The sequence below is a fragment of the uncultured Zoogloea sp. genome (assembly GCF_937894855.1).
GTDB lineage: Bacteria > Pseudomonadota > Gammaproteobacteria > Burkholderiales > Rhodocyclaceae > Zoogloea > Zoogloea oryzae.
Window position 1 is genome coordinate 1 of record NZ_CALAYQ010000061.1, and the last position, 23,246, is coordinate 23,246.

26 protein-coding genes are annotated in these 23,246 nt (G+C 69.6%); 12 read left to right on the forward strand and 14 right to left on the reverse strand.

Annotation, left to right across the window (positions count from 1 at the left end):
• The 6 genes from Q0672_RS07940 to Q0672_RS07965 all read left to right on the forward strand — a co-directional run.
• A partial coding sequence (locus Q0672_RS07940; RefSeq protein ID WP_298621453.1) for a hypothetical protein occupies nucleotides 1–380 on the forward strand: 380 nt, incomplete at its 5' end.
• A 2-nt stretch (nucleotides 381–382) separates the two neighbouring features.
• Nucleotides 383–655 (forward strand): hypothetical protein, encoded by a 273-nt coding sequence (locus tag Q0672_RS07945; protein ID WP_298621455.1) that lies wholly within the window; start codon nucleotides 383–385, stop codon nucleotides 653–655.
• Between the two features lie 15 nt (nucleotides 656–670).
• A complete protein-coding gene (locus Q0672_RS07950; protein WP_298621458.1) occupies nucleotides 671–901 on the forward strand; it encodes a hypothetical protein in 231 nt (76 codons plus the stop codon).
• A gap of 267 nt (nucleotides 902–1,168) precedes the next feature.
• A complete protein-coding gene (locus Q0672_RS07955; RefSeq protein ID WP_298621460.1) occupies nucleotides 1,169–1,582 on the forward strand; it encodes a hypothetical protein in 414 nt (137 codons plus the stop codon).
• Between the two features lie 30 nt (nucleotides 1,583–1,612).
• On the forward strand, nucleotides 1,613–2,035 hold the full coding sequence (locus Q0672_RS07960; protein ID WP_298621462.1) for a hypothetical protein: 423 nt from the start codon (nucleotides 1,613–1,615) through the stop codon (nucleotides 2,033–2,035).
• Nucleotides 2,032–2,625: a hypothetical protein gene (locus Q0672_RS07965; protein ID WP_298621465.1), complete on the forward strand. Its 594-nt coding sequence runs from the start codon at nucleotides 2,032–2,034 to the stop codon at nucleotides 2,623–2,625. Before Q0672_RS07960 ends, Q0672_RS07965 begins: the two co-directional genes overlap by 4 nt.
• Here the strand turns inward: Q0672_RS07965 and Q0672_RS07970 are convergent.
• Entirely contained in the window at nucleotides 2,585–3,478 is an 894-nt protein-coding gene (locus Q0672_RS07970; RefSeq protein WP_298621467.1) for an N-acetylmuramoyl-L-alanine amidase, read from the reverse strand. The two genes, Q0672_RS07965 and Q0672_RS07970, sit on opposite strands and share 41 nt — an antisense overlap.
• A gap of 85 nt (nucleotides 3,479–3,563) precedes the next feature.
• Between Q0672_RS07970 and Q0672_RS07975 the strand changes: the two genes are divergently transcribed.
• The 3 genes from Q0672_RS07975 to Q0672_RS07985 are packed head-to-tail and all read left to right on the forward strand — an operon-like array spanning nucleotide 3,564 to nucleotide 5,093.
• A complete protein-coding gene (locus tag Q0672_RS07975) occupies nucleotides 3,564–4,136 on the forward strand; it encodes a hypothetical protein (protein ID WP_298621470.1) in 573 nt (190 codons plus the stop codon).
• Between the two features lie 18 nt (nucleotides 4,137–4,154).
• Nucleotides 4,155–4,766 (forward strand): hypothetical protein, encoded by a 612-nt coding sequence (locus Q0672_RS07980; RefSeq protein ID WP_298621473.1) that lies wholly within the window; start codon nucleotides 4,155–4,157, stop codon nucleotides 4,764–4,766.
• A 15-nt stretch (nucleotides 4,767–4,781) separates the two neighbouring features.
• Nucleotides 4,782–5,093: a hypothetical protein gene (locus Q0672_RS07985; RefSeq protein ID WP_298621475.1), complete on the forward strand. Its 312-nt coding sequence runs from the start codon at nucleotides 4,782–4,784 to the stop codon at nucleotides 5,091–5,093.
• Here Q0672_RS07985 and Q0672_RS07990 read toward each other — a convergent pair.
• From Q0672_RS07990 to Q0672_RS08020, 7 genes are all read right to left on the reverse strand, one after another.
• Nucleotides 5,077–6,639 (reverse strand): hypothetical protein, encoded by a 1,563-nt coding sequence (locus Q0672_RS07990; RefSeq protein WP_298621477.1) that lies wholly within the window; start codon nucleotides 6,637–6,639, stop codon nucleotides 5,077–5,079. The genes Q0672_RS07985 and Q0672_RS07990 overlap by 17 nt on opposite strands.
• Complete coding sequence (locus tag Q0672_RS07995) at nucleotides 6,636–8,477, reverse strand: hypothetical protein (protein ID WP_298621479.1); 1,842 nt, start codon at nucleotides 8,475–8,477, stop codon at nucleotides 6,636–6,638. Before Q0672_RS07995 ends, Q0672_RS07990 begins: the two co-directional genes overlap by 4 nt.
• Nucleotides 8,474–8,833 (reverse strand): hypothetical protein, encoded by a 360-nt coding sequence (locus tag Q0672_RS08000; RefSeq protein WP_298621481.1) that lies wholly within the window; start codon nucleotides 8,831–8,833, stop codon nucleotides 8,474–8,476. The genes Q0672_RS07995 and Q0672_RS08000 overlap by 4 nt, the downstream gene beginning before the upstream one ends.
• Nucleotides 8,830–9,945, reverse strand: a complete 1,116-nt coding sequence (locus Q0672_RS08005; protein WP_298621483.1) for a baseplate J/gp47 family protein — start codon at nucleotides 9,943–9,945, stop codon at nucleotides 8,830–8,832. Before Q0672_RS08005 ends, Q0672_RS08000 begins: the two co-directional genes overlap by 4 nt.
• A complete protein-coding gene (locus Q0672_RS08010) occupies nucleotides 9,945–10,745 on the reverse strand; it encodes a hypothetical protein (protein ID WP_298621485.1) in 801 nt (266 codons plus the stop codon). The genes Q0672_RS08005 and Q0672_RS08010 overlap by 1 nt, the downstream gene beginning before the upstream one ends.
• A gap of 83 nt (nucleotides 10,746–10,828) precedes the next feature.
• The gene (locus Q0672_RS08015) at nucleotides 10,829–11,542 is read right to left on the reverse strand and encodes a hypothetical protein (RefSeq protein ID WP_298621487.1); all 714 of its coding nucleotides are present in this window, start codon (nucleotides 11,540–11,542) and stop codon (nucleotides 10,829–10,831) included.
• The gene (locus Q0672_RS08020) at nucleotides 11,542–13,608 is read right to left on the reverse strand and encodes a hypothetical protein (RefSeq protein WP_298621489.1); all 2,067 of its coding nucleotides are present in this window, start codon (nucleotides 13,606–13,608) and stop codon (nucleotides 11,542–11,544) included. The genes Q0672_RS08015 and Q0672_RS08020 overlap by 1 nt, the downstream gene beginning before the upstream one ends.
• 66 nt (nucleotides 13,609–13,674) lie before the next feature.
• On the opposite strand from Q0672_RS08020, the gene Q0672_RS08025 reads away from it, so the two are divergent.
• From Q0672_RS08025 to Q0672_RS08035, 3 genes are all read left to right on the forward strand, one after another.
• A complete protein-coding gene (locus Q0672_RS08025) occupies nucleotides 13,675–13,884 on the forward strand; it encodes a hypothetical protein (protein ID WP_298621491.1) in 210 nt (69 codons plus the stop codon).
• Nucleotides 13,881–15,143, forward strand: coding sequence for a DUF5131 family protein (locus tag Q0672_RS08030; RefSeq protein ID WP_298621494.1), 1,263 nt, complete (start codon nucleotides 13,881–13,883; stop codon nucleotides 15,141–15,143). The genes Q0672_RS08025 and Q0672_RS08030 overlap by 4 nt, the downstream gene beginning before the upstream one ends.
• Nucleotides 15,144–15,300: 157 nt before the next feature.
• On the forward strand, nucleotides 15,301–15,936 hold the full coding sequence (locus tag Q0672_RS08035; RefSeq protein ID WP_298621496.1) for a hypothetical protein: 636 nt from the start codon (nucleotides 15,301–15,303) through the stop codon (nucleotides 15,934–15,936).
• A 1-nt stretch (nucleotide 15,937) separates the two neighbouring features.
• On the opposite strand, the gene Q0672_RS08040 is transcribed toward Q0672_RS08035, so the two are convergent.
• From Q0672_RS08040 to Q0672_RS08065, 6 genes are all read right to left on the reverse strand, one after another.
• Nucleotides 15,938–16,642 carry a hypothetical protein gene (locus Q0672_RS08040; protein ID WP_298621499.1) on the reverse strand — a complete coding sequence of 235 codons (705 nt, stop codon included), beginning with the start codon at nucleotides 16,640–16,642 and terminating at the stop codon, nucleotides 15,938–15,940.
• A gap of 187 nt (nucleotides 16,643–16,829) precedes the next feature.
• A complete protein-coding gene (locus tag Q0672_RS08045) occupies nucleotides 16,830–18,512 on the reverse strand; it encodes a hypothetical protein (protein WP_298621502.1) in 1,683 nt (560 codons plus the stop codon).
• Nucleotides 18,509–19,597 (reverse strand): hypothetical protein, encoded by a 1,089-nt coding sequence (locus Q0672_RS08050; RefSeq protein ID WP_298621504.1) that lies wholly within the window; start codon nucleotides 19,595–19,597, stop codon nucleotides 18,509–18,511. The genes Q0672_RS08045 and Q0672_RS08050 overlap by 4 nt, the downstream gene beginning before the upstream one ends.
• A complete protein-coding gene (locus Q0672_RS08055; RefSeq protein ID WP_298621506.1) occupies nucleotides 19,598–21,952 on the reverse strand; it encodes a hypothetical protein in 2,355 nt (784 codons plus the stop codon). It lies immediately after the preceding gene.
• 13 nt (nucleotides 21,953–21,965) lie between these two features.
• Entirely contained in the window at nucleotides 21,966–22,154 is a 189-nt protein-coding gene (locus Q0672_RS08060) for a hypothetical protein (RefSeq protein WP_298621507.1), read from the reverse strand.
• Nucleotides 22,155–22,179: 25 nt separating this feature from the next.
• Nucleotides 22,180–23,246: hypothetical protein (locus Q0672_RS08065; protein ID WP_298621508.1), on the reverse strand; the 1,067-nt coding region annotated here is incomplete at its 5' end.

Below are 23,246 nucleotides of genomic sequence, written 5' to 3' on the forward strand. Positions count from 1 at the left end.
CCCCGCGCGTGGGCCGTGGCTCTGCAGCACCCGCCGGCGCCAAGCCCTCCGAGCCTACCAGTGCGACGAGTGTGCCGACCGGGCGGAGGGGCGCGGGTACTGACCGGCCCCGCTGCATCCCGCGCCGCATCCCGCTCCGCACTCGCAAGGTGCGGGGCTTTCGCGGTGTGAGCACCAGCAAACCCAGCAAGAAATGGCCCTTCTGTCCCGCCACTACTGAACACGGGCGGATGGTCCCGTACGAGCCGGCCACGCCCGAACAGGCGTTCTGCATCGAGGACGGCGGGCGGTGGCTCAAGTGCACGAAATGCACGTCGAGCATCATCGAGCAGGGCTCGGCGCTCAAGTCCTTCCTCGCCACCTTCAAGAAATCCGCCTAGCCATGCCCACGATCACCACCCGCGCCAGTCTGACCCGCACCCGTGCCGCCCTCGCGGCCTACGACGCGATCGACGCAGAGATCACCGCCGACATGACGCAGCCCGAGGCAGACGACTTCTTCAAGCGCAGCGACGCCGCCAAGCTGGCGATTGGCGAGGCGTTCGCCCTCGACACCGCCGATCGCAACGAGTTCGAGGTCGCCCGCTCGTGGGCCGCCTTCAACGTCGACCGCACCCGCGAATTCGTCACCCACCTCATCAACCCCGCCACCTGACCCGAGGAGACCGCCATGCAGCCCTTCCCCTCCGAGCCCGCCGAGACCATCTACGCGATCACCGTCGACCCCGCCCACGAGGCCGCCGAGCACTGGTTCGCGCAGGCGGACGAGGCCCCGAGGTCGCGAGCCAGGTCCCGCGCGCTGGCGAGGGTGCGGGTGAGGTCGGTCCCGCTCATCCTGCGCGACGAGGCGGGCTTCATCCGCGGCTTCGTCGACGCAGACGGCGGCTACCGCCTGACCTGAACACGAGGCCCGTCCACCCGGCTTCGAGGCGGCCCAACTGCGCCGGTGGCTCTGCCAGGCGATCCAGGGGCGCCCGCAGTTCAAAGGCCCAGCGCTCCCCGGGTTCTTCCCCGCCTGTTACCTCGTGGGTCGCGGGAAGACGCGCGCGGTCCTCCTCGACGTCGCCGGCCTCACTCAGCAGCACCGGCGTGACTTCCAGCTCGTCGAGTTGGATCAACGGTTGGCCAGGGCTTGATCGATCGGCCCGCCTCCCGGCACACCACCACCATGCACTCGATCACTGCTCCCATCCTCCTCGCCGGCCTGCTCCACGATGCCAGCCGCGCCCACGTCATCGCCGCGGGCGATATCGCCACCGAGTTCGCCGACCTCTACGTCGAGACCCAGGAGGCCCTCCTCTCCACCGCCACGAGCCTGCTCGCCATCGTCGAGCCGTGGTGCCCGGCGACCGGCAGCGTTCCCTTCGCAGACGCGGTCGACTGGCTCGCTGGCCACATCCACACTGCCGCCCTCGCCAACGGCCCCATCCATGTGCCGTTCGAGAGCCTGTCCAACAAGGCGCAGGCGTTCCGCCGGGCGCAGGCCACCCACCTGCTCGCCCGCTTCGGCTTCCGCGACGTGCCCGCGCTGGGCGTCCGCGACGGCGGCGACCCGGCCCGGCAGTCGCCGCCGAGTGCGTGAACATTGGCGACCGCTCGTCGTCGCACGGGCATGCTCGAACCAGCCGCAGCGAACCCGTCAACTGTGAAGTGGGGCCCATGGCAGAACCTCCCCTGCCCCGACGACCCCACCTCGATCGCCGCCATCTGCCCGCACGGCTGGGTGGAGTTCACCGTCCAGCAAGGGACGAGCCGCGGAGACCCACAGGAGCCACCCGAGGGCTACCAGTACATCTCCCCCGATCGAGTCTGGGGCCTCGACGCCGAGGTTGCACGGTGCCTGCTCGATTTGGTGCGCGAGCTCGATGACAGCACCATCGGGCGAATCCCGCATGCCATGTTCGGGCTGCTCTGCCAGGTCAGCTACGACATCGGGGACAGCAGCGTTGGGTTGGGGCCCAGCTATGCGCTCCACGTCGGCTGGGGCGTCGGTGGCCAGCCGGTGTTCAATCTCCCGCCCACGGAGAGCCCGTGAAGCACTCCATCCTCCCCTTCCCCGCCGGCGCCCATCAGGGCGAGCTCTGCGTCCACGCCGCGCTCGCCCCCGAGGACGACCCGGACGACGCCGTGGAGGCCCTCGCCATCGCCTACGAGCGGCACCCGGTCTCCGAGGTCATCGTCGCCCCGAGCGAGCTCACCGGGCCGCGCGGGCGGGCGCTCGGTCTCGGACTGCAGCGCTACTGGGAGATCGCCATCATCGGCGCGGTCCGGGATGAGGCCTGGCCGATGGTCCCGAGCCGGCTGGTGCTCGACGTGTCCTCCCTGTTCGCCGCCGAGCTCACGGACGAGGACTACCTCCTGCGCGACCTCGCTGAGGTGACGACGCGGATCCCACCCCCGACCGAGTTGTTCGCCATCGTCCCGGCCGGGGCCACGCCGAACCCCCGGCTCCTGCACATCCTCAACCAGACGCTGGTGCCGGAGTTCGGCTCGACGCTCTACGTGGAGCCGGCGCAGCTCGCCGCCGCGATCGCGGCGAGCATCAAGATCGAGCGGCCATGGTCGATCCGGACCGCCTCGTCCTTCATCGCCGCGCCAGCGCCTGCCGCATCGACAGGCGGCTGACCGGCCCGAAGATGCCGTCCGCCCGAATGCCCTGCGCCGCCTGGAACGCGCGCAGGGCGTTCGCCGTCCGCGGCCCCCAGCGGTCGTCGACGGTCCCCGGGCTGTAGCCGAGCTCGACGAGGGCCTCCTGGATCTGCCGGACGGTGGTGAGCGGGCGGGCGTCCTCCTGCGCCGGACCCAGGACCACGATCGGCTGGTCGCCGCGTTTCGTGCGTACCCAGTTCTCGACGAAGTCGCCCGGGCAGGCCGGCTTGCCGCACTCGGCGTGGCTGGTGAGCGTGTCCGCGCTGGGCTTCAGGCGGTAGCGGTCCAGCAGGTAGTCGGCCAGGTGGTCGGCGCAGATCATCGCCTCCTCGGTCGGCTGCGGCTTGGCGTGCTGCGCGAGCAGGTCGTGCCGGCTTGCGTACCAGCCCCCGATGCAGATCCCGACGCCATGCCGGTTGTGGATTCCGCCCGTGTGCCAGGTCTGCCACTCGTCGTCCCAGATCCGATACAGGACGAGCCGGCCGTCCTCGTAGGCCGGGCGCGCGGGGATCACGAAGGTGTAGGGGACGCCGGGCCATCCCCGCCCGCCCCCGATGAGCTTGCGTCGGCCGTTGCGGAGGACGAGTTTGCCCTCGGCGTCGCGCTCATAGACCGGCGGCGCGATGGCGTACTCAGCGATTCTCTCAACCGCCTTGAGGCCGTCGTAGAAGCCGCCTGCGCTGTGGTGAAAGATGGCCTGCTCGATGACGCGGCCGGGCTTTCGCGTGAACGCATCGTCGCCGTCTAGGTCGCGCGGGAAGTTCGGCCCCTGTAGAAACCCCTGCAAATGGACGATGCGGATCACGCCGTCGTCGTATTCGGTCAGCATGCAGACCACCCTACCTCTGCACCGATCTTCCAGCGACCAATGAACATGCTTGCAAAAGACGCGTCTGCTTGGCAGGAGAGACAACATGCTGCCGAACACCGTTTTTGCAATTGTTTACGCGCTTTTACAGGGGCCGAGCGCCCCCGATTCCGGGGCTTCACGCACCCCACAATCGCTCACCGCGACGCCGTCCTTGTGTCCGGTCGACTTCTGCGAGGACTTCAATGACGTGTGCCTGGACGCGGGCGCGTCGGAGTTCGGGTGCAACCTGAACACGAAGCTCTGCGAGACGGCCCCCTGCGCAGCCTGTGACGACGCTGTCACGAGTTGCAACCTGAATGGTGGCAAGCACTGCGACGAGCTCGGAGCCAAGTGCAGAGGCTCTCTCGCGGGCTGCTGCGAGCTCACCGTGCCCGTCGAGTGCGCGAGCACGGAGAGCCTCGGCAGCTTCGCCGAGCAGTTCTGCATCGACCACCCGTGGGGCCGCCCTGAGACCTGCTCGACGAGCCCGCCGAGCGCCGCGTCCTGCGAGAAGGTGATCGGCGCCGTCGCTGGCTGCGACATCACCCTCTGCGAGTACAAGGCCTGCGCCGCCGCCCTGCTCGCCGCGCCGTGCACCGAGATCCCAGCCGAGTGCGAGCTCATCGCGGCGTGCTGACCGAAAGGACATGTCGCAATGCACAGGCTCACCATCCCCGCACTCCTGCTCCTGCTCGCCGGCTGCGACACCGATGAAGTCGAGGACCGCGACTTCAAGCCGGCCCCGTCACCCGCCACCTGCCTCGTGATCGAGGAGGTGCTGGTGAAGCCGACGACCGGCCCCGCCTCGGGCTGGCAGTGGGTCAACGTCTACAACCGCTGCGCCTCCGCCATGCCCCTCGGTGGCGTGGCGCTGCGCTGGACGAAGGCCGGCGAGTGGACCTCATCGCTGGGCCTCGCCCCGGCCAAGGCCATCCCCGGCTACGGTTGTATCACCATCGGCGGCTCCAAGAGCAGCCCGAACAACGCCTCGCCGACCTTCACCATGGCCTCCGCCTTCGCGCCCCAGATCCCTGCGCCGACCAGCGCCGCCGCGGTGGGCGTCGGCCTCTTCGTCACCAGCTCGGCGCTCCCGTTCGCCGCCGTCATCTTCGGAGACGAGAACCTCGAAGGCATCGAGGGGGTTGGCGGGGTGGTCGCGCTGGAGACCGACATCGCCGAGGTCGCCCCCGGCCACAGCATGCGCCTCTACGCGGGGCGCTGGATCGACACCCAGTTTCCGGAGCCGCAGCACTGCGGCCTCTACTGAAAGAAGACCACGACCATGCACCGCCTCATCTTGCTCTGCCTGTTCATCAGCGCCTGCAGCACCTCCGACGACAACATGTGCATCGCCTCCGCCACGGACACGGAGGACCGAGAAGACAGCGAGGCCGCGCCCACGGAGGCCGGCCCCAATTGCTGCGCCGTCCACGGCGTGCTCGACGGCTACGACAACGTCTGCGCCGTCAGCGAGGCGCCCATGTGTGTCGGCTGCGACGGCCAGCCCGTGCTCTGCATGACCACGGGCTGTGGGGTGCCGTTCGAGGAGGATTGCTGCCTCGTCGACGGCGTGACCGTCACCTGCCCGCGATGACCGAGTCCTGGTAGTGCCGGCCGTAGACCTTGGCCGTGGTCGCGCCGCTGTGGGTGGCGAACTTCATGGTGAACTGCCCGCTGTTGTCCACGACCATGTCCGCGTTGTGCGAGCAGAACCTGCCGGCCAGCGAGTTGTTGGGCAGCACGTACGCGTGACCGCCGACCTGCGCGAGCGCCGTTGAGGCCGAGTCGACCGCGCCGATCTCATGCCAGCCGGCGGCGCCGATGGTGGCCACGAACTGCACGGAGATGTTGCGCGCCGTCGTCGGCCAGCGGACCACGGTCGTGCCGGTTGGCTCGGTCCACATGTTGTAGGCGGTGTCGACGGCGATCGGCAGGGCGGCGAAGTAGTCCTTGCCGGGCTTCAGGATGGTCGACACCCGCCCGCCGATGTACGTCTGCGCGTTGAATGTGTTGAGGCCCTGGTCATAGCTGACGGCGCCGATATACACCCAGTTGGCGCGGTCGCTGGACGAGGCGCCGGCGGCGAAGAAGGTGTGGTTGATGCTGGCGGTGCCACCCGTCGCGGGCGCGCCGGCCTGCGTCGTGAGCGTCGGAGCATTCTCCGATGGCACGATGATGCAGCCCTCCTGGCGCCCGGCGTTGGTGAAGCCCGCGTTTGACCCGTAGAGCAGGTCCACGGTCGGCGTCCAGAGCTCGCGCGGTGCGAGCGAGGTGCTGTAGCCGGCGGGGTACGGCGGCGGCACGGCGTAGAAGTACAGGGCGCAGCTCGCCGCCGGCAGGACCCCGCCGTCGATGACCAGCGTCGACATCTTGGCCTCGGTGCTGGGGTCCGCCCGGAAGTTGTGGAACGCCCCCGGGAAGCGCCCAGACAGGGCCGTGGCGACCGTGGCCGTGGTGTTGCCGCCCGCCGCCGCGAGGCCGCCACCGCGGACCCTGGAGGCGTACCGGACGGTCGTGGGGTCGACGTAGCCGAGGCCATCGGCAGCATCGAGGATCGGCCGGCAGTAGACGACGTCGGTGGCCACCACGGAGACGGCGTTGCCGACGACGCGCACGTAGGCGAGCGGCATCCACCCGGCGACGCCCGCGGGGATCGACGGCGTTGCGCTCGGGGTGCCCTTGCGGACCTGGAACTCCGGATAGCTCGTGACCTCCTTCACCATGTTGGTGACGACGAAGGTGCCAGTGACGGGGTTGAACTCGTCGCGCGGCTCGGTGCTGACGGTCATGGTGCCGGGGCGCATCTCGACGACGTCGAACCGCGTCGACGCGTCCGACGCCTCATGCGTGACCTCGCGGATGGCCGTCGACTCCACCCACTGGACGGTCGAGTCCGGGTAGACCGAGACGCCGTCGACAAACAGCGCCGTGCCCGGCGAGATCGTCGACTTCATCGTGCCGGCCATCGGCGTGACGAGGAAGCCGGCGCCGAAGATGCCGGCCTTGCGCAGCGTGCCGGAGACGATCGCGGTGGCGGTCTCCGTGATGCCTCGGCTGACGAGGCGGGCCTGCTTGTTGAGGTCGTTGGAGAGCGCCCGCTCGCGGGTGTTCCACTGCATCGTCGGGTAGGTCTGCGTCATGGCGTGTTCAGGCTCGCGTCGGGGAGGATGGCAAAGGCGATGCCGCCGCCCTTGCGGCGCTCCATCTCGTTGTAGATCAGCTTGTAGACGTTCGAGGCGGCGAAGGGCGAGAAGCCGTCGTAGCAGCCCTCATCGTAGGCCGGGCCGATGTATGTGCCCTTGTCGGGGAGCAGGTACACGGGGCCCTCGTCGTAGAACATCCCGAAGTCGCCGTCGCCGACCCAGGGGACCTGTGCGTAGAAGAAGCCGTACGCCTCCCACGTGCTCAGCAGGAGCTTCCACTTGTTCTCGGGGTAGATGTCGCCGGGCGTGTAGTAGTCGAACGCGTCGACATCCAGGAAGAAGCCCTTGACCTCGTCGCCGGTGTCGACGATGCGCCCGGTCTTGTGGAGCGGCGCGAGGATGCGATTGAGCACCCTGGTCAGCGCGTTGGGCGAGACCACGTCGGGGATCTTGAAGATGCGGGCGCGGAATGCCTCCTGCGTCTCGCCGGCCGCGGGGTGAATGTTGCGGCCGTCGCCGATAAGCCCGAGGTCATCGTCTCGCCCGAGGCTGACATGCCGCGCGCTGGTGATCTCGACGCCGAGGTCTTTGAAGTCGCGGACCGCCCATTCGACCGAGCCGTCCTCGGTCGCCAACTGCTGCCAGGTCAGCGGAAAGCTGTAGCCGCCGACCGGTGGCGTCGTGATGCTGGTGAACGCCGAGACGCGCGCGCGGACCCAGAACGCCAGCAGGCCGTTGACGGTGGTGGGCACCTGCGTGGTGAGGTTCAGGACCGAGACGTAGCTGCTCCCCGGGTTCGTGAAGCCGACCGTGCCGTCCTGCAGGCCAGCGGGCGTGAACCAGGAGAAGCCATCCCAGATCTCCCAGGCGATCGTGTAGACGCCGGCGCCGGCCGTGTCGACGCGCAGGCCGATCTTGTTGATGGGGTAGGGCGAGCCGAAGTAGAGCGCGTCGTTGACGACCGGGACCGCGGGGGTCAGCGGGAGGTCGTTCTCGGCGAGGTCGTTGGCGGCCGCGGTGTAATCCGTGAACACGCCGCCGTCGTCCTGCACCACAGCCTGCCAGCGCTCGCGGACGTTCTGGTCGTCGAGCACCGCGTAGCCCGGGCGGATGTTGCTACCCGCGGGCTCCTCCACGCCGGGCCACAGGTGCTGCTGGATGCGGTAGAGCTTGCCGATGTTGGCGGGGTCGGACGAGAAGAGGATCTCGACGTAGAGGTTCGGGTCCTCCGCCTCGAAGGTGCTCGGGATGCCGCTGTCCTTGATGGTCGACTGCCCGCTGGTGATGATGAACGACGCGCCGCCCTTGGAGCGCCCGCGGCTCGCGTCTTCGAGGGCGAGGTGGTCGGGCATGAACCAGCCCGCCGGGAGGCCCTTGGGGACGTTCAGGTCGTCGTTGGCGAGGAAGTCAAGGTTGCCGCACTCGCCGGGGATGGCGACGCCGCGGACGGTGGCGCACTCGAACATCACCTCGCGCGACGAGCTCTCGTCTCGCCGGGCCCACTCGATGGGGTCGACGTTGACGAAGGTGCGCCCGCTCGGCCCCAGCACCGCGAGGCGGCGGGCGGCGACGTAGAGGGCGCGGTCCGTGCTGCCGGTGCGGTTGAGCGTCAGGGCGAGCTTGGCCGTCACCGGGAAGCCGGCGGGCGGGTGGGTCTGCAGGCTGTGCGGGGCGATGTAGCTGGCCTGGCGCCGCCGCCGGCTCCGCTCGGAGAGGACGGCCAGCCCCTGCGCGCACGCCTCGTACACCGGCTTCGTGGTCGGGCTGTTGACCGCGTCTCGCTCGGCCTGCGGGATGAGGCCGAGCATCGCCCTGAAGATCTCGTCGCGCGTCATCGCATCCCCCGGCTGAGCTGCGCCATCTGAGCCTTCATCGCGGCCTCTGCGTCATCGAGCGGGAGCGGCGTGGGCTCCTCGATCGGCGGCGCCGTCCGCAGGCGCATGAGCTTGAGCCGGCCCTCCTCGCGCTGCTTGCTGGTCAGCGCGGGCCGCTTCGTCCTGACCTCGGGGTACGGGTGAATCTGCATGATCTCGTAGGTGGCATCGATCTGGACGGAGCAGACGCAGCAAAACAGCGGCTTGTCGAGGTCCTTCTCCATGCCTGGGTCGGTCTCGAAAAGCTGGTCGCACAAGCACCGGGGGCAGAAGAACACCCCCTCGGCTGGCTCCGGGTCGATGAACGCGTAGCTCATAAGAACAGGATGGCGTCCGCCTTGAACTTGATGGTGTACCCCGCGGGCGGGGTCACGTCAGCCGCCGGCGAGAGCAGGGCATCGTTGGGCACGCCCGCGATCCCGTCGACCTGCAGCTTGGCGATCGCCAGCAGCAGCGAGCGCTCCAGCTTGATGTCCGGCCCGAGACTGACGGCCAGCAGCTTCGCCACGAGGGCCGCCTGCACGCTGGCCGGGTCGTAGCCCTTGGCGTAGACGAGCTTCTGCCAGCGCAGGGGCACGTAGAGCACGGAGCCGCCGACCAGCAGCACGGGGACCCCGGCACAGCGGTACTCCTGCAACTTGGCGCGGGCCCGGTTCGCCAGGGCGGTGCCGGCCTGCCCGTTGGCGTCGGCGATGGTCATCGTCACCCGGTAGAACGGCAACTGCGTCGTGTTGCCCTCGAACAGCAACTCGGTCGCCGTCGCCTGCACCACGCCCGGGTCCTGCTTGGCGCCGTACTCGATCGCCGAGAGGGTCCCGCGCGCGGCGTTCAGAAACCAGTCGCGCGCGCGGGAGATGAGCTCGGGGATCGTCTCCTGCTCGCGGCCGCCGCTCGCCGCGGTGGGGTTCGTGACGCTAAGCGTGGTGTCCCCGAGGTTGCTGCTCGGCTTCGTGATGCTGCCGCCGACGACGTTGCCCTGGCGCCCGGTGTTCTCGGCCTCGGCGAGCACGGTCTTGGGGGTGTTTTGTCCCGACGACCAGCTGATGGGGTTGACGAGGCGGTATACGTTGCCCTGCAGGTCGCTGGCGGTGGTGCCCGCGTCGAGCGTGAGCGCGTAGGTATTCTGCCGCGACCACTGGAGATCGACGATGGCCGAGGCGTCGCCGAAGCGCCGCACCTGCCCGCCGGTGAGGTCGGAGCAGAGGCGCTCCACCTGCTCGTCGGTCGTGCTCGCCACCGTCGCCAGCGCGCGCGCCAGGTCCTGCGCCGAGCTCTCCAGGCTGAGCTCCTCGCCGACCCCGGCCATGATGCGCAGAAGGATGTTGATGTCGTTGCCCTCTTTGTCGATGGCCGCCGCGGTGTAGCGGTCGGTCAGCGCCAGCAGGCGGGCCCGAGCTGCGAGGAACAGGTCTTGGGAGGTGAGAGGCATTAGCTGAGGGCCACGACCTGGCGGACGACGGTGTTGCCGAAGAGGCGGATGCTGGCGCGCGCAGTGATCTCGACGGTGTTCTTGGCCCCGAGGCTGGCCTCCACGGTGCAGGCGAGCACGTCGGGCTCCTGCCGAATCTGCTCGGCGATGGCGCTCTCCAGCCGCCGCAGATCGCCGGGCCGGGCGAGGCGCCCCACGGGCCAGTCGACGCCGTATCCGTAGCCGTAAATCAGGTAGCGCCCGCGCCCGCTGAACATGCGCCGGTTGATGCGCTTGCGGGCGTTGGCAAGGCCGCCGTGGTGGACGAGGTTCTGGTCGCTGGTCAGCTGCCAGCCGGTGAGGCCCGGGGTGCCGTTGGCGTCGAGCGCATAGAAGCCGTTGGCGATGTCGTAGTACGGGTCCTGCGCCTGCGTGAGGACGTACTTGACCGGGAATTTCTTGGACGGCGCAACGGCCTTGAAGGTCCACGTGGTGGGCCCCGCGTACGCCTCGCCGGCTGCGCCCTTGACGTAGAGCAGCGTGAGCTCGTACTCGACGCCGGCCTCCATCGTGCAGTCGGTCGTCACCAGCAACTGCGTGGGGTCGGGCTCGTAGAGGTCGGCGTCCACCACCGCGACCTCATGCGTGGCCTTCACCTTGCCGGGCGGGATGAACGGCTCGTTTTGCTCGGTCAGCTGGGTCGGGTCGATGGGGAAGATGGCGTAGTTGGTGATGTCGCTGGCGTCGTTCCAGGCGCCGTCGTCCGCGAGCTTCGGGATGCGGTCGAGGATGATCGCCGCGGTGCGCCGCCCGATCGGCACGACGCCCTTGATGGTGATCAGGCCCGGGCCGCCCCACGGTCCGAGCCCGTCGCCGAGCGGAGAGATGCCGAGCCCGTCCACGCCTATGCCCTTCCCACGGTGAGGTGGCCGCGCGCAAGCGGCAGGATGTCGTTGCGGTCGTAGGTCGGAGCCACCGGCGGGTCGCCCTCGGGGTCGCCGGGGTCGGTCACGCGGACGGCGATGAGGCGCCACAGGTACGGCCCGTCGCCGGCGGCGGGGAGCGACGCGGTGACGGCCGCCGGGAGCAGGAGCGTGACGGCCAGCTGATCCACTACCACGGCGGAGCTCACCGTGAACTCGGCCAGCGGCGCGTTCCCCTGGAGCTTCTTCACCTCCACCTGCCCGGCCTCGGGCTGGCTGACGACGGCCAGCGACCACTCGACGCCGGGCCACGGGTAGACCACGTCGACCTCATGCGCCTGCGAGCAACTCGGCGGGCACACGGACAGGCCCAGCAGCAGCGCCTGCACGGCCGCGATGAACTTCGCCTGGAGATCCTTGGCGAGCTCGCCGACCGCCACGGTGATGGAGATCGGGTACTCGACGCCGCCGAAGATGAGCATGAACGCGTAAACGCCGGGCTTGGGCGGGTCTTTGAGGATCTCCAGCTCGTACGCGACGGCCTTGGGGCGGGCCGAGACCTGCGCCTGGAGCTCGTACCCGGTGATGGTGAGCGGCTGCGTGTGGAGCGGGCTTACGGGGTCCTGCTCCTCGAAGGAGAGCACCTTGCGGAGCGGGAGGCCCTGGTAGGCGTGGAGGTGGACGAGCCGGAACATCACGGGCCACCTCCGAACCAGAAGTCGAAATGCCAGGTCCAGTACACGGTGGTCGCGGCGACGCCGGCGTAGGCGATGCGGACGTTCGTGCTGTTGATGCCGACCGTCGCGGTGTAGAGGTTGCCGCCGCCGTTGGTGATGATCGAGTCGGTGAGGGCAGTCATGACGGTGATGACGCCGCCGACGTTGATAAAGCTGCCCTCGTAGATGCGCCGCGCCGCGTCGCTGTTCGTACTCTTTTTGCCGATGATGTGGCCGCGCATCACCACCGTCTGGCCGGTCGGAATGGCGATGATGTCGAGGTTGACGGTGGTCGCGCCCGCCGTACTGGCCATCCCCTGGTAGGTCTCTTGGTAGTTGGCCGTGGACGAGTAGGCGCTGCGGCGCCAGGTCCCGCCCACCACAAACTCGCGGATGCCGCCCGTGAAGCTCTTGGTCAGCTGGTGCGACGCGCTCGACACGACGGCCGTGGAGTTGCCGTCCTTGATGACGACCGCGCCGGTGTTGCTCGCCTGAGCTGCGCGCCCCATGGAGATCGCGTCGCTGGCGTTGGCGAGGCCGGAGCGTCCGCCGAGCACCGAGGAGTAGTCGCCGCTGGCGGTGTTGCTCTGTCCGCCGGAGACCGACGAGTAGTCCCCGCTCGCGGTGTTGGACGCGCCGCCGAGCACCGACGAGCCGGTCCCCGATGCGGCGTTGGTGTTGCCGCCGGCGCAGGTGGCGTTGCCAGCCGCGGAGTTGCCGGTGCCGCCGCCGACCGTGCCGTACGTCGAGCTGACGGTATTGCTGAGCCCGCCGCCGATGCGCCCATGCGCCCCGCTGACGACGTTGCTCTGCCCGCCGCCGACCGACCCGTGGGTGACGTTGACGGTGTTGCTCTGCCCGCCGGAGATCGTCGCGTAGGTGCCGGACGCAACGTGCGTGATGCCGCCGCTGACGGTGGAGCCGGTCTGCGTCGCCTGGTTGGTGCTGCCGCCGCCGATGGTCGAGTAGGCGAGGCCGGTGGTGTTGTTGTAGCCGCCGCCGATGGTCGATGTGCTGCCCGCAGCGGTGTTGCTCTGCCCGCCGCCCACCACCGCCGCCGTGCCGCTGGCGAGGTTGGAGTAGCCGCCGCCGATCGCTGACTGGTCGGCGAGCGAGCGATTGGCCGAGCCGCCGGCCACGACCGTGTTGTCGCCGTCGCAGGTGTTCGTGTCGCCGCCGTTGATGACGGAGAAGTCGCCCACGGCCGAGTGCCCGGAGCCGCCGCCGATGAACGAGTAGGACCCGCTGGCCGTGTTCGACGAGCCGCCGCCGACCGTGGCCCCCAGCGCGCTCGCGGTACAGCTGAGCCCGCCAAGCACCGCGGCGTAGCTCTCGCTGGTCGCCGAGCCGGCCCCGATGCTCACCTGCCCGCGCTTGGCGGCGTTGCGCGTGGACGGGGCGTTGACGCGGGTGGCGACGAGGTTCTCGGCCTGCCCGACGACATCGGCGAGCGCCGAGACGCCCGACGCCGCCGGGTCCAGCTTGATCGTGAAGTCGCCACCCGCCCCGCCGTCCGTGAAGATGACGCCGGCGCCGGCGACGACGCGCCGCGAGGACCCGAGGTTGGCCTCGGTGTTGACGGTGAGGATCGACCCGTCGAACACCGCCTGGTTGGCCCGGAGGATGTCCATGATGTCCTCCCACCAGCCTGTCTCATTGGCCAGGCCGGTGTAGGCGGAGGTCCAGTTCGCCTCGGCGCTCTCGCCCTGCGCTGGGAAGCGGTAGCCGCCGGCCGACTTGACCGCGAAGAGGCTGCGCGACTTCTGCTCCGCCGACTTCCCCTCGTTGACCAGCAGCAGCAGCATGTAGGTGCCGTCCACGTCGGGCGTGAACTGCACGCTGGCCGCGGTGAGCGAGCTGAGCTCGGCCGTGCTGCCGCGGGGGCGTAGGAGGGTCCACTCCCACCGCTTCACGTTCGTGTTGTCGGCGTTCCGGAGCGTGACGACCTGCGCCAGCACGCCGTCATTTCGCGCGCGCGCCGCGACCCCCGGTGAGAGCGTGGCCTGGTCGATGACGATGGAGGCCTGGCCGAGGAGTGCTGCCACGGCCGGACGGTACCACCTGCGCGAGCGCGCCCTGAATAACGCCCCCGGCGCGGCGGTCTCCAGACGATGCAGTTTCCCCTCCCCGCCGCCTCCCCTGCGCTGTTCGGCCAGCGGATGCTCCTTCGCGCCACGCTCGTGACCGACTCGAAGCCCGACCTTGAGGTCATCGACCTCACCACCGAGCGCGAGACCACCGCGGACGAGCGCGCCTACGCGGTCCGCCTGCAGGGCTTCATCGCGGCCAGCACGGCGACGCTCCAGGGAGCCTCGGCATGAGCAAGACCTCGATCGAGTGGACGGATGAGAGCCTCAACCCCGCGCGCGGGTGCACGGCGGTCTCGCCCGGCTGCCTGAACTGCTACGCGGCCCGGACGGCGACGCGCTTCGCCAAGCCCGGCGAGGCTTTCGCCGGCCTCGCGCGCCTGAAGGACCAGCCGCCCGACGCCAGCGGCCGCAAGCGCCCCAAGCTGGCGATCTGGAGCGGCGAGGTGACGCTGATCCCGAAGGCGCTCCACGAGCCGCTCCACTGGAGCCCGAAGCACCCGAAGCGCGTCTTCGTCGGCTCCGTGACCGACATGTTCCACGAGGCGGTCCCGTTCGAGTACATCGCCGCGCTGTTCGCGGTCATGGCCGCCACACCGTGGGTGACGTACCAGCTGGTGACGAAGCGCCCGGAGCGGATGGCCGAGTGGTTTCGCTGGGTGGACGGCCACCGGACCACGGGCCTCGTCCTCGGGGAAGCACCACCGCGCCACCCGTTCGGCGTGCTCGTCGACGCCGCCGCCGAGTACGGCGTCCCGGTCGACCACGACCGCCTCCACAGGCTGCGCGGTGGCGGCCCCGCCCCGTGGCCGCTCCCGAACGTCCACCTCCTCACCAGCACCGAGAACCAGGATGCCTTCGACGCGCGGGTGCCGTACCTGCTCGCCTGCCCGGCGGTGGTCCACGGGATCAGCGCCGAGCCGCTACTGGGGCCGATCGACATGGGCCTGGACCGCTGGGTCCGGATCCGCGAGACCGTCCGCGCCGACCGGATCCCCGGGGTCCGCCTGCCCGGCGACGACCTTGAGGTTCAGCCGGGGATCTACCGCGCGGAGAGCAACGCCCTCGGCGCGCTCTCGATCCGCACGCCCGGCGGCGCGATCGGCATCAAGCCGGCCGAGTTCGAGCGGCTGGCCCTGCGCTGGGTGATCACCGGCGGCGAGTCCGGCCCTGGCGCCCGCCCCTGCGACGCCGAGTGGATCCGCGACCTCCACCGGCAGACCGTGGCCGCGAACACCGTGGACGCCTGCGCGGCCGGCCGGCACACCGCCTTCTTCCCGAAGCAGCTCGGCGCGCTGGCCATCGACGAGGGCCACCAGATCATGGGCGCCCGCCTGCCGATCGCCCGCGAGGCCTACAAGAACATCCGCCGGCTCAAGGACGCCCACGGCGGCGATGAGACCGAATGGGCGCCCGACCTGCAGGGCCTGCGCGCCTTCCCGATCCTGGCGCCGCTCTCGCCCGCCCAGCGTCGCCACCTCGGCATCGCCTGACCCACGGCCTCCGGGGTTGTACGGAGGACCGAGCGAGCCCAGCCGTCCGGTGGCGGTGGCAGCCAAACGCCGCTGCCGGCCGGCTGGGGCCGCGCCTTGCCACGCCTGCCTCAGGCCCCGAGGATGGGCCGACTTGGCAGCGGGGCGAAGACCACGGGTGAATTTGAGGCTGGTGGGGGAGCGGCAGATCAACGCGCTCCTCTACCCGGAGGCCGACGCGATCCAGGCCGAGCGCCCGCGCACCCGCGCCGACTGCGTCAACGGCATTCGCCCGTGCCCGTGGGTCGGCTGTCGACACCACCTGTATCTCGACGTGCACGCCAAGACGGGGGCAATCACCCTCAATTTCCCAGCCAAGGACGACGGCAAGACCGCGCGGCCCGGCGATCGGCGCGGCCCCGAGGACAGCGCGGTCCCGGTCTGGCGCCTCAAGCACTCCTGCTCGCTCGACGTCGCCGACCTCGGCGGGTTGAACGGCCCGGAGATGGGCGACCTGCTGGAGCTGACGAAGGAGCGCATCCGGCAGATCGAGGTGAGCGCGCTGGAGCACCTGCGCGGCTACTCCGGCGAGCTCGGCCGCGAGCTCGAAGCCCGCGCCGTGTATGTGCCGCCGCCCGGTCCGGCGGTGGTGGTCCGGACATCCACGCGGCGCCCGCCGTCGAGTCCGCCCCCGCCGGCCGGCGGGGTCCAGCTGCAGTTGCTGGACCTGCAGCCTGGCGAGGCCCGCCCGCGCCGGCCCGCCCGCCCGCGCCCGGTCGCGATGCCGGGCGTCCAGCTGGTCCTGTGGGCCTGACCTACGGCGCCGGTGGCGGGTCGTTGGCGGTGTGCGTCGTGCTCGCGGTGACGTGCGCCGACTTGATCTGCTTGGGCAGCGTCTCCGGGTCGTCGTAGGGCCAGGGCACCCCGATGAAGGCCGCGGTGAGCGAGAGGAGGCCGTTCACCGTGAGGATGAAGCCGAAGAAGGTCGGGTCCGTGAGCAGGTTGGCCTCCACCCCGTCGGCGAAGCGGACGATGCCGTTCTTGAGCTGCGGGCCCGGCGGCGGATCGTCCAGCGAGAGGGAGAAGTCGGGCGTCGGGATGAACGGCGCGGCGGGGACGCTCGGGGTGCTCTCCTGCCCGGAGATGGCCTCGCCCGGGACCGGCGGCGTGGTGAAGTCGGCCCCGAGGTGCGTGGCGCCGTTCAGCAGCACCTGCGCGCCGGTGATCCGCACGCCCGCGCCGCCGCCTTCGAGCAGCATCTCCCCGCCCGACTGCACCACGTAGATCTGACCCTCGGGGGTGCGGAGCCAGCGGAACTGCCGGACGAAGCCGGCCGCCCCGGTGGTCGCGATGCTGCCGGCCGAGCCAGCGAGGCTGCGCTCCACGTCGGCGAGGCGCGCGATGATGTACGGCGACCCGAGGGCGTCCGGCCAGACGATGACCACGCTCTCGCCGGGCTCGACGGGGATGTAGTCGCCCGCGCTGGCGCCCGTGGTGCTGTGGCAGAGGTATGCGTTCACCGCGTCGCCGTCGCCGGCGAGCTCCACCTCCACCAGCACCTGCCCATTCTCGATGCGGACAAACGCCAGGCTCGGGTCCTCGGGGTCGTGCGCTACGACGCCGAGGCTGACGTGGTTGGAGTACTCGGCCGCGCTCTGCTCGGGCGCGTCGGGGCTGCGAATCTGGTCGGGGAATTGCGAGGGCACGTCAGGATCTCCCGATGCCGGTCAGGCAGAGGTCGGTGAGCACGTCGGGGGCGCTGCGGGAGTCCTGGTAGCTGTTGCCCATGACCTCCCACGCCCAGCCGCCCTCCTGCCCGGTGCCGCTCTCGGCGTAGGTCCAGGTCCACGTGATCTTCTGGGTCCGGAAGAACGACTGCACGAAGGGGTTGAGGTCTGCCTGCGCCGCCTTGGCTGCCAGCGCTTCGGGGAGCCCGCGCGCGACGTACTCCTCGGAGCGCTTCTCCAGGGTCATGTCGTCGAACAAGATGCGCGAGCTGACGAGGCCGGCGTTCAGGTCCGGCGGCGCCGAGAACATCTCGAACGTGTCGCCCGGGCGCAGATACAGCATGTCGGCGATGTCAGAGTTCATCGAGCCGTCCGGGTTCATCGACGGCGGTTCCTGGATGGCGCTCATGGTGGTCTCGCTCGACACGGAGACTTCGAGCCCGCTGCGCGCTTGATGGTCGTACAGCGAGACCGCCATGCGACACAGGACATCGACCACGCCCGGGCCAGACATCGGCGAGACCACCTTGACGTTGATCTCCTCGCGGTCGCCCTTGCCCTTGTCGTCGCCGCCCATGCGGTTGACCAGCGACTTCTTCGGGTACTTCGCAAACCGCGTCTTGCGGATGGTCGGGTCGTAGGCGCGGACCTCAATCGCGGTCGGCTGCTGGTCGCCGGTGTACTGCTTCTCCAGCGAGTAGTCGTCGATGTTGAGACCGTCGATGAATTTGCGGATGCCGGGCGTGCTCGACATCTGCGCGTCGGCGGCGACGTAGAAGGTGCGCGGCGTCGTGATGACGAGCTCGGCGCCGGGGATGATGCCGCCGATCGGCGTGCGGCCGGAGCGGATGTAGCAGAAGAACCCGGCGCTCTTGCACAGGTCCGTGATGATGTCCCAAAACTTGAGCTTCTTTTTCGAGCCCGAGCTGCGCGCCTTCCTGGCGCCGCCCTTGCTGTCGAAGTACTCGGGTGGGTGGATGTCCTGCAGCGCCGGCAGGGCCTCGCCGGTCTCGTTCACAATGACGGTGCCGCGGGCGCCCGGGAGCCCGAAGCGGCGCGAGGCGTCCTTGACCGGAATGCCGTCGCCGTAGAGCAGGAGGCGGATCACCTCGTCGATCTTGGCGGTCTTGGGGATGCCCTTGAGCGGGTCCTCGTACATCTCGGCGCTGGTGAAGATGGCCGTGAGGTCGACGCAGTCGAGCTCGACGAGGTCGGCGCCGTCGCGGGTCTTCTTCACGCGGTGGCTCTGCACGAAGCCGCGGAACATCTCGTTGCTGTTGCCGGTGAGCGGGTCCTGCGTCGGCGGCATGAGGAGCCCGCGCATGAGCCCCGCGCCGCCGAGCTTGGCCCGGTTCTCGATCTCCTCGCGGGTCAGCACGCCCCCGTAGATCTGCACCTGGATCTGGTCGAGGATGAGCGGCGACAGCGACAGGCGATTCCACGGCAGCGTGATCTTGGCCGTGTCCGCCTGCATGTAGCTGTTCATGACGATGGTGCAGTTGAAGGGGACGAGGTCGTAGCCGAGGCCCTCGAAGCCTGCGTCCTCGCTGAAAGTCTCCATCCCGCGCAGCGGCGGGGCCACGTCGGCGGTGGTCAGGCGCGGTTTGAAGTCCGTGATACGGACCCCGAGGCGGACGAAACAGGCCTGGTTCCAAACGCTCATGACGACCTGTAGGGCACCAGCACCAGCGTGCCGGTGGGCGGCGCGGCCGGCAAGCTGTTGAACTGCGCGATGAAGATCCAGTCGTTGGGCGTGCCGTAGAAGCGCTGCGAGATGTCGCGCAGCGTGAGGCCGTCCGTGATGATGACCTGATCCTGCACGTCGGGCGTGTCGAGCTTGGCGAGCTCCTGCTCCCGCTCGGCCATGTTGGCGGCGATGCGGATGGCCTCCTTCGAGATCACGAGGATGGCGTAGTTAGCCTGGTCGGCCTCGCGCTTGGTGGTCGGGCCTGCGAAGTCGACGAGGCCGTTCAGGGCGCGCAGGAGGTCCTTCGCCGCCAGCTTGATCTTCGTCAGGTTGGCCTTCAGGTCCCCGAGGATCTTCTGCGGGGTGATGGCGTTGTTGATGACGCTGGTGAGGCCCTCCAGAACGCCGGTGATGGCGTTCGTGAGCGCGTCCATCGGCGCCTTCACCTTGGCGGCGTAGAGCTCGGCGAACTTGCCGAGGAGGGCGATGCCCTTGCGCACGGCTTCGAGGAGAGCGAGCAGGAGGGCGAAGAGGCTGCGCGCGTTGATGCGGGTCGGCTTGCGAATGATCGGGCGGAAGGGCGTGTCGCCGGTCCACTCGAAGTCCATCGTCCAGACCCAGTGCTGCTGGCCGTTGGTCGGCTGGAAGTCGAACTTCCAGAGAATGCCGACGCGGACGATGGGGCCCCACTCGACGCGGAGCTCTCGCCCGATGCGGAGCATGAGCGAGAACGCCTCCACGAGCTCGATGGAGCGGCGGGCGTTGTCGCCGGCGGGGACGACGGTGTTGCCGACGCGGGAGTCGAGGGTCTTGAAGCCGACCAGCCGCGGGGCGTCCTTGGGCGAGAAGAACTTGTCATCCCACTCGCCTTGGAAGGTGGTCGGCAGCCAGACCGAGCCGAGCAGCGACACGTCGGCGCGCGGGTTGCTCGGCGGGTAGTTGATGCGCCCGCGCTGCTGGAGCCCGAAGCTCGGCGGCGACTCGTCGGTCCGCGGCATGCTGCGGCCCTTGAGGGTGATGCTGCGGGCTTCGCCGTCCAACTCTGCGATGAGGAGCTCCATTTAGCCTCCGGAGCGCCGCGCGAGCGCCAGCGCCGAGTTCAGGGGGACCGCGACCGAGCGCGCCGTGTTCTTGTTGTGAGCCGCGACGATGGCGTTCGGGTCCACGTCGCGCACGTTCCAGTGGTTGTGGTTCGTGACCTTCACGTTGACCTTGGGCGGCTTGGGGTTGGCGCGCAGGCTGTTGGGCTTTTGGGGGCCGAGCGCGGTGTTGCCGTACATACCCACGTCGGGCCGGATCGCGTCAGGCCGGTCAGCGGTGGCGAGGTCAAACCGCAGCTTCCCCGCCCGGATCTTCGAGGCGTACTCCTTGCCGGTCGCGCCGAAGGTCGGCATGCCGCTCGACTCCTCCGCGGCGATCTGGTCGCGGAGGTCGTTGGCCTCCTTGCTGTCCCACTTGCCGGAGTTCGGGTCACTGAGCTCGTTGAGCTGCCCTTGCAGGACCGCCAGCTTGACGTAGTCGGGGCCGTTGCCGGTGAAGGTCCCGACGAACACGGACAGCTGGTCCATCATGGTCCCGAAGCCCTCGATGACGTCCGCGGTCGCCCCGAGCAGCCACGAGAACGCGTCGGTCACGCCGTACACGACGCTGGTCGCCAGAGAGGTCGCCGTCGAGAACGTGCTGGTCTCGTCGGCGGGCCCGATGAAGTACTCGCCGAGCGCGAGGAACTTCGCGGACAGGTCGTCGACCGCGGTCCAGAACGCGTCGATGACGGGGCCGCTTTCGGCCTGGAACTGCTCGAAGGTCGCGGTGAGCGTGTCGATGTGCGTGACGATGTAGGCGATCGCGCCGCCGAAGATGAGGGCCGCGCCGCCGGCCACGACGCCGAACGCGAGGATCGCCGGCGCAGCGACCAGCGCCGCCGGGCCCATGGCGATCAGCCCGGTGATCGCCCCGATGACGCCGCCGCCGAGGTTCATCCCGCCGCCCGCCGCGGTGAGGATGGCCCCGCCGCCGGCCCGCGCTGCCATGAGGCTGACGGCCAGCTCGGCGCCCGACTTGAGGTAGTGCCCGGCGATCTGCGCCTTCTCGACGATGTCCTGCCAGTGGTTGGCGATGAACACCGCGGCGTTCTCGGCGACGTCCATCGCCTTGGAGATGCCCCGGCCGACTTGGTCCCCGAGGAAGCCGGCGAAGTCCTTGAGCTTCCCGAACTCGGCCGACTTCTGGTTCAGGATGCCGCCCTTGTTCATGTCGCGCAGGCGGGTCTTGAGCGCCTCGAAGCCGCCGCGGCCGAGCTCTTTGCGCAGGGTCTTGAGCGAGCTCGACGCCTGCGCCGTGATGCCCTCAAAGCTGTTCTCGAAGTAGGCCGCGACCTCGGGGCCGAGCTTTTCCAAGCCCTTCTCGAAGATCTCCAGGCGCTTGCCTGGATCGAGTTTATTGAAGGCCATGGTCAGCTTCTCACCGACCATCCCGGAGTTTTTCTTGAATACGCCAAGCTCCTCTCCGGCCTCAGCAATCGGCTTCTGGAGCAGGCGCCAGGTGTCCATTTCGGCACCCGCGCCGCCGGTGATGATGCGGCTCGACTGCTCGCCGACCATCTTGAAGCGGTTGCCGAGGACGCCCGAGAGCAGCGTCGCCTTCTGCGTCAGGTCGACGATGCGGTCCGCGTCCTGTGTGACGCTCGCCATGCCGGGGAGCAGGCCCGAGAACAGGTCGCCCACCTGCTCCTGATCTCCGGGGCTCGCGTCGGCGATGCGGATGAGCTCCTGCTGGTACCACTTCGCGTTGGCGAGGTTCTCGGCGAACTGGTCGGCCGCGCTGACCTGCTGGCCCTGCGCGTCCGTGCTGTTGAAGTCGAACAGCTGGAGCGCCGTCGCGGTCTGGCCGCGGAACTGCTCCTGCTTGATGTTGTCGTTGATGCCGCCGAACAGCGCCGCGCCAGCGCCGGCCGAGAGCGCCGCGAGGACGGCCGCGCCGATGACGGCCCCCGCCTTCGTCGCCCACTCGACGCCCGGGCCCATGCCGACGCCGCCCATCGCGCTCGCCGCCCCACCGACGCCGCTCTTGGTGGCGCTCCACCGGCCCTTCCACATGGCCGAGTTCGCGGCCGCGGCCTTGGCCTCCGCTCGGCCCTTGGCGACCGCCTCGCGGGCTGCCGTGCGCGCCTGAGCCTTCTCGGCGCGCGCCCGGGCGGCGATGCCCTTGGCGAGCGCCCGCTCGGTCGCCAGCTGCTGCTGCAAGAACTCTCGCCCGGCGGCCTTCTGACGAGCCGCCTCGGCACGCTGCGCCCGCGCCCGGTCGCGCTCGGCCTTCGCCAGGCCCGCGGCGAGCGGCTTCACCGAGTCGCCGAGGCCCTTCTGTGCCGCCCGGTCGACGCGGAGCTTGACCAGGACGTCGTATTCGACCGAGCTCATGCGCCAGACCCTATCACTCGCCGGGGGCTTCCCACTCTTTGCTCACCAGCTCATGGGCCTCGCGGTACCAGGCCCACAAATCCGGCCTGCGCATCCGCATGAGCTCTTTGAGCGACTGCCGGAGGTGCCGGCTGACGAAGGCCAGCACCTTCCTGGCGTTGTTGTAGCGCGAGCGGGCCCCGTCCACGGCGAAGTCCGCCATCTCAGCGGGCCGCGCGTCGCGCTGTCTAGTCAAGTGCCACGGCAGTGTCTGGAAACGACGCGATCAACGCGTGGTCCACCTCGTGCGCCTTGGCGTACACGCCGAGCACCATCAATGCCGCCCGCGGACCGATGTCCTCCAGCCAGCGCCGCTTGAACGCGAGGTCCGCCCCGCTGTTGCCGACCCGCCGCCCGCCGATCTCCTCGATGGCGAACATGAGCTCCATCTGCCGCGTCGCGTAGGCGTCGTCCGGGTCGTCCATGATGTTCTCGATCTGGCTGTACGACTTCACGCGCAGCTCGCCCATGGTGAAGCGGAGGTCTCGGCTGAGCTCGGCCGCGGTGGCTTGGTCGACCGGCGCGCCGTCGACGGTCCAGTAGCCCGGGGTCTTCAGCACGTCAGTGCCCTTGTCGTCCTTGCCGTAGACCGCCGGGACCCACTTGCAGGAGGTGTGGTGCGTGCGCACCGACCAGCGCTTCGCCGGGATGACCGACGCCGGGATGGTCAGGGTCCGGAGGCGCTTGTGCACGTCCTTGACCAGCGACTTCTCGAACGCGTCCTGCGCGACCATGTCCGGTAGGTGGAGCACGTTGAACTGGCGCAGCAGCAGCGCATAGCCCTGGTTGCCGATCGCCTCGAACCACTCCGCCATGAACTGGTTGGATAGGTGGGTCTCGTTGCCGACCTTGCGGATCGAGTACTCGATGCCGACCCGCGCCCGCTCGCGCTCATCGAGCTCGCCCTCGTCCATGGCGAGGCGGAACGCGGAGCACCGCTCCGCGATGGTGGTCTGGCGCATCTCGAAGGTGCGGTCCTCGTCCGGGCGCTGCCACCCGTCCAGCACCGCCAGCGGGATCGTGTTGCGGACGCCGTCGCCGAGCTCCCACGGGTAGAGGTGGTCCGCCGGTTGGTACTTCGGCGAGGCGTCCCGGTCGTCGGGAGCGCTCTGCTGGGGTGGAGGCGGGGGCGTTGCAGCGCCAGCCGAGAAATTGCCGTCCTTGTCGATGCCGAGGGCCATGGCGCGCAGGATGGCAGGCCCCGGCGCGGCCCACAACGAGCAAGGCCCGCGCCCCGAGGGAGCACGGGCCCGGC

Coding starts and splice junctions, on each gene's coding strand:
- Q0672_RS07995 (WP_298621479.1), bottom strand. CDS start 8,477: ATGACGCGCGACGAGATCTTCAGGGCGATGCTCGGCCTCATCCCGCAG.
- Q0672_RS08005 (WP_298621483.1), bottom strand. CDS start 9,945: ATGCCTCTCACCTCCCAAGACCTGTTCCTCGCAGCTCGGGCCCGCCTG.
- Q0672_RS07945 (WP_298621455.1), top strand. CDS start 383: ATGCCCACGATCACCACCCGCGCCAGTCTGACCCGCACCCGTGCCGCC.
- Q0672_RS07985 (WP_298621475.1), top strand. CDS start 4,782: ATGCACCGCCTCATCTTGCTCTGCCTGTTCATCAGCGCCTGCAGCACC.
- Q0672_RS07975 (WP_298621470.1), top strand. CDS start 3,564: ATGCTGCCGAACACCGTTTTTGCAATTGTTTACGCGCTTTTACAGGGG.
- Q0672_RS07950 (WP_298621458.1), top strand. CDS start 671: ATGCAGCCCTTCCCCTCCGAGCCCGCCGAGACCATCTACGCGATCACC.
- Q0672_RS08055 (WP_298621506.1), bottom strand. CDS start 21,952: ATGAGCTCGGTCGAATACGACGTCCTGGTCAAGCTCCGCGTCGACCGG.
- Q0672_RS08050 (WP_298621504.1), bottom strand. CDS start 19,597: ATGGAGCTCCTCATCGCAGAGTTGGACGGCGAAGCCCGCAGCATCACC.
- Q0672_RS07955 (WP_298621460.1), top strand. CDS start 1,169: ATGCACTCGATCACTGCTCCCATCCTCCTCGCCGGCCTGCTCCACGAT.
- Q0672_RS07960 (WP_298621462.1), top strand. CDS start 1,613: ATGCTCGAACCAGCCGCAGCGAACCCGTCAACTGTGAAGTGGGGCCCA.
- Q0672_RS08060 (WP_298621507.1), bottom strand. CDS start 22,154: ATGGCGGACTTCGCCGTGGACGGGGCCCGCTCGCGCTACAACAACGCC.
- Q0672_RS07990 (WP_298621477.1), bottom strand. CDS start 6,639: ATGACGCAGACCTACCCGACGATGCAGTGGAACACCCGCGAGCGGGCG.
- Q0672_RS08045 (WP_298621502.1), bottom strand. CDS start 18,512: ATGAGCGTTTGGAACCAGGCCTGTTTCGTCCGCCTCGGGGTCCGTATC.
- Q0672_RS08000 (WP_298621481.1), bottom strand. CDS start 8,833: ATGAGCTACGCGTTCATCGACCCGGAGCCAGCCGAGGGGGTGTTCTTC.
- Q0672_RS08030 (WP_298621494.1), top strand. CDS start 13,881: ATGAGCAAGACCTCGATCGAGTGGACGGATGAGAGCCTCAACCCCGCG.
- Q0672_RS08025 (WP_298621491.1), top strand. CDS start 13,675: ATGCAGTTTCCCCTCCCCGCCGCCTCCCCTGCGCTGTTCGGCCAGCGG.
- Q0672_RS07980 (WP_298621473.1), top strand. CDS start 4,155: ATGCACAGGCTCACCATCCCCGCACTCCTGCTCCTGCTCGCCGGCTGC.
- Q0672_RS07970 (WP_298621467.1), bottom strand. CDS start 3,478: ATGCTGACCGAATACGACGACGGCGTGATCCGCATCGTCCATTTGCAG.
- Q0672_RS08015 (WP_298621487.1), bottom strand. CDS start 11,542: ATGTTCCGGCTCGTCCACCTCCACGCCTACCAGGGCCTCCCGCTCCGC.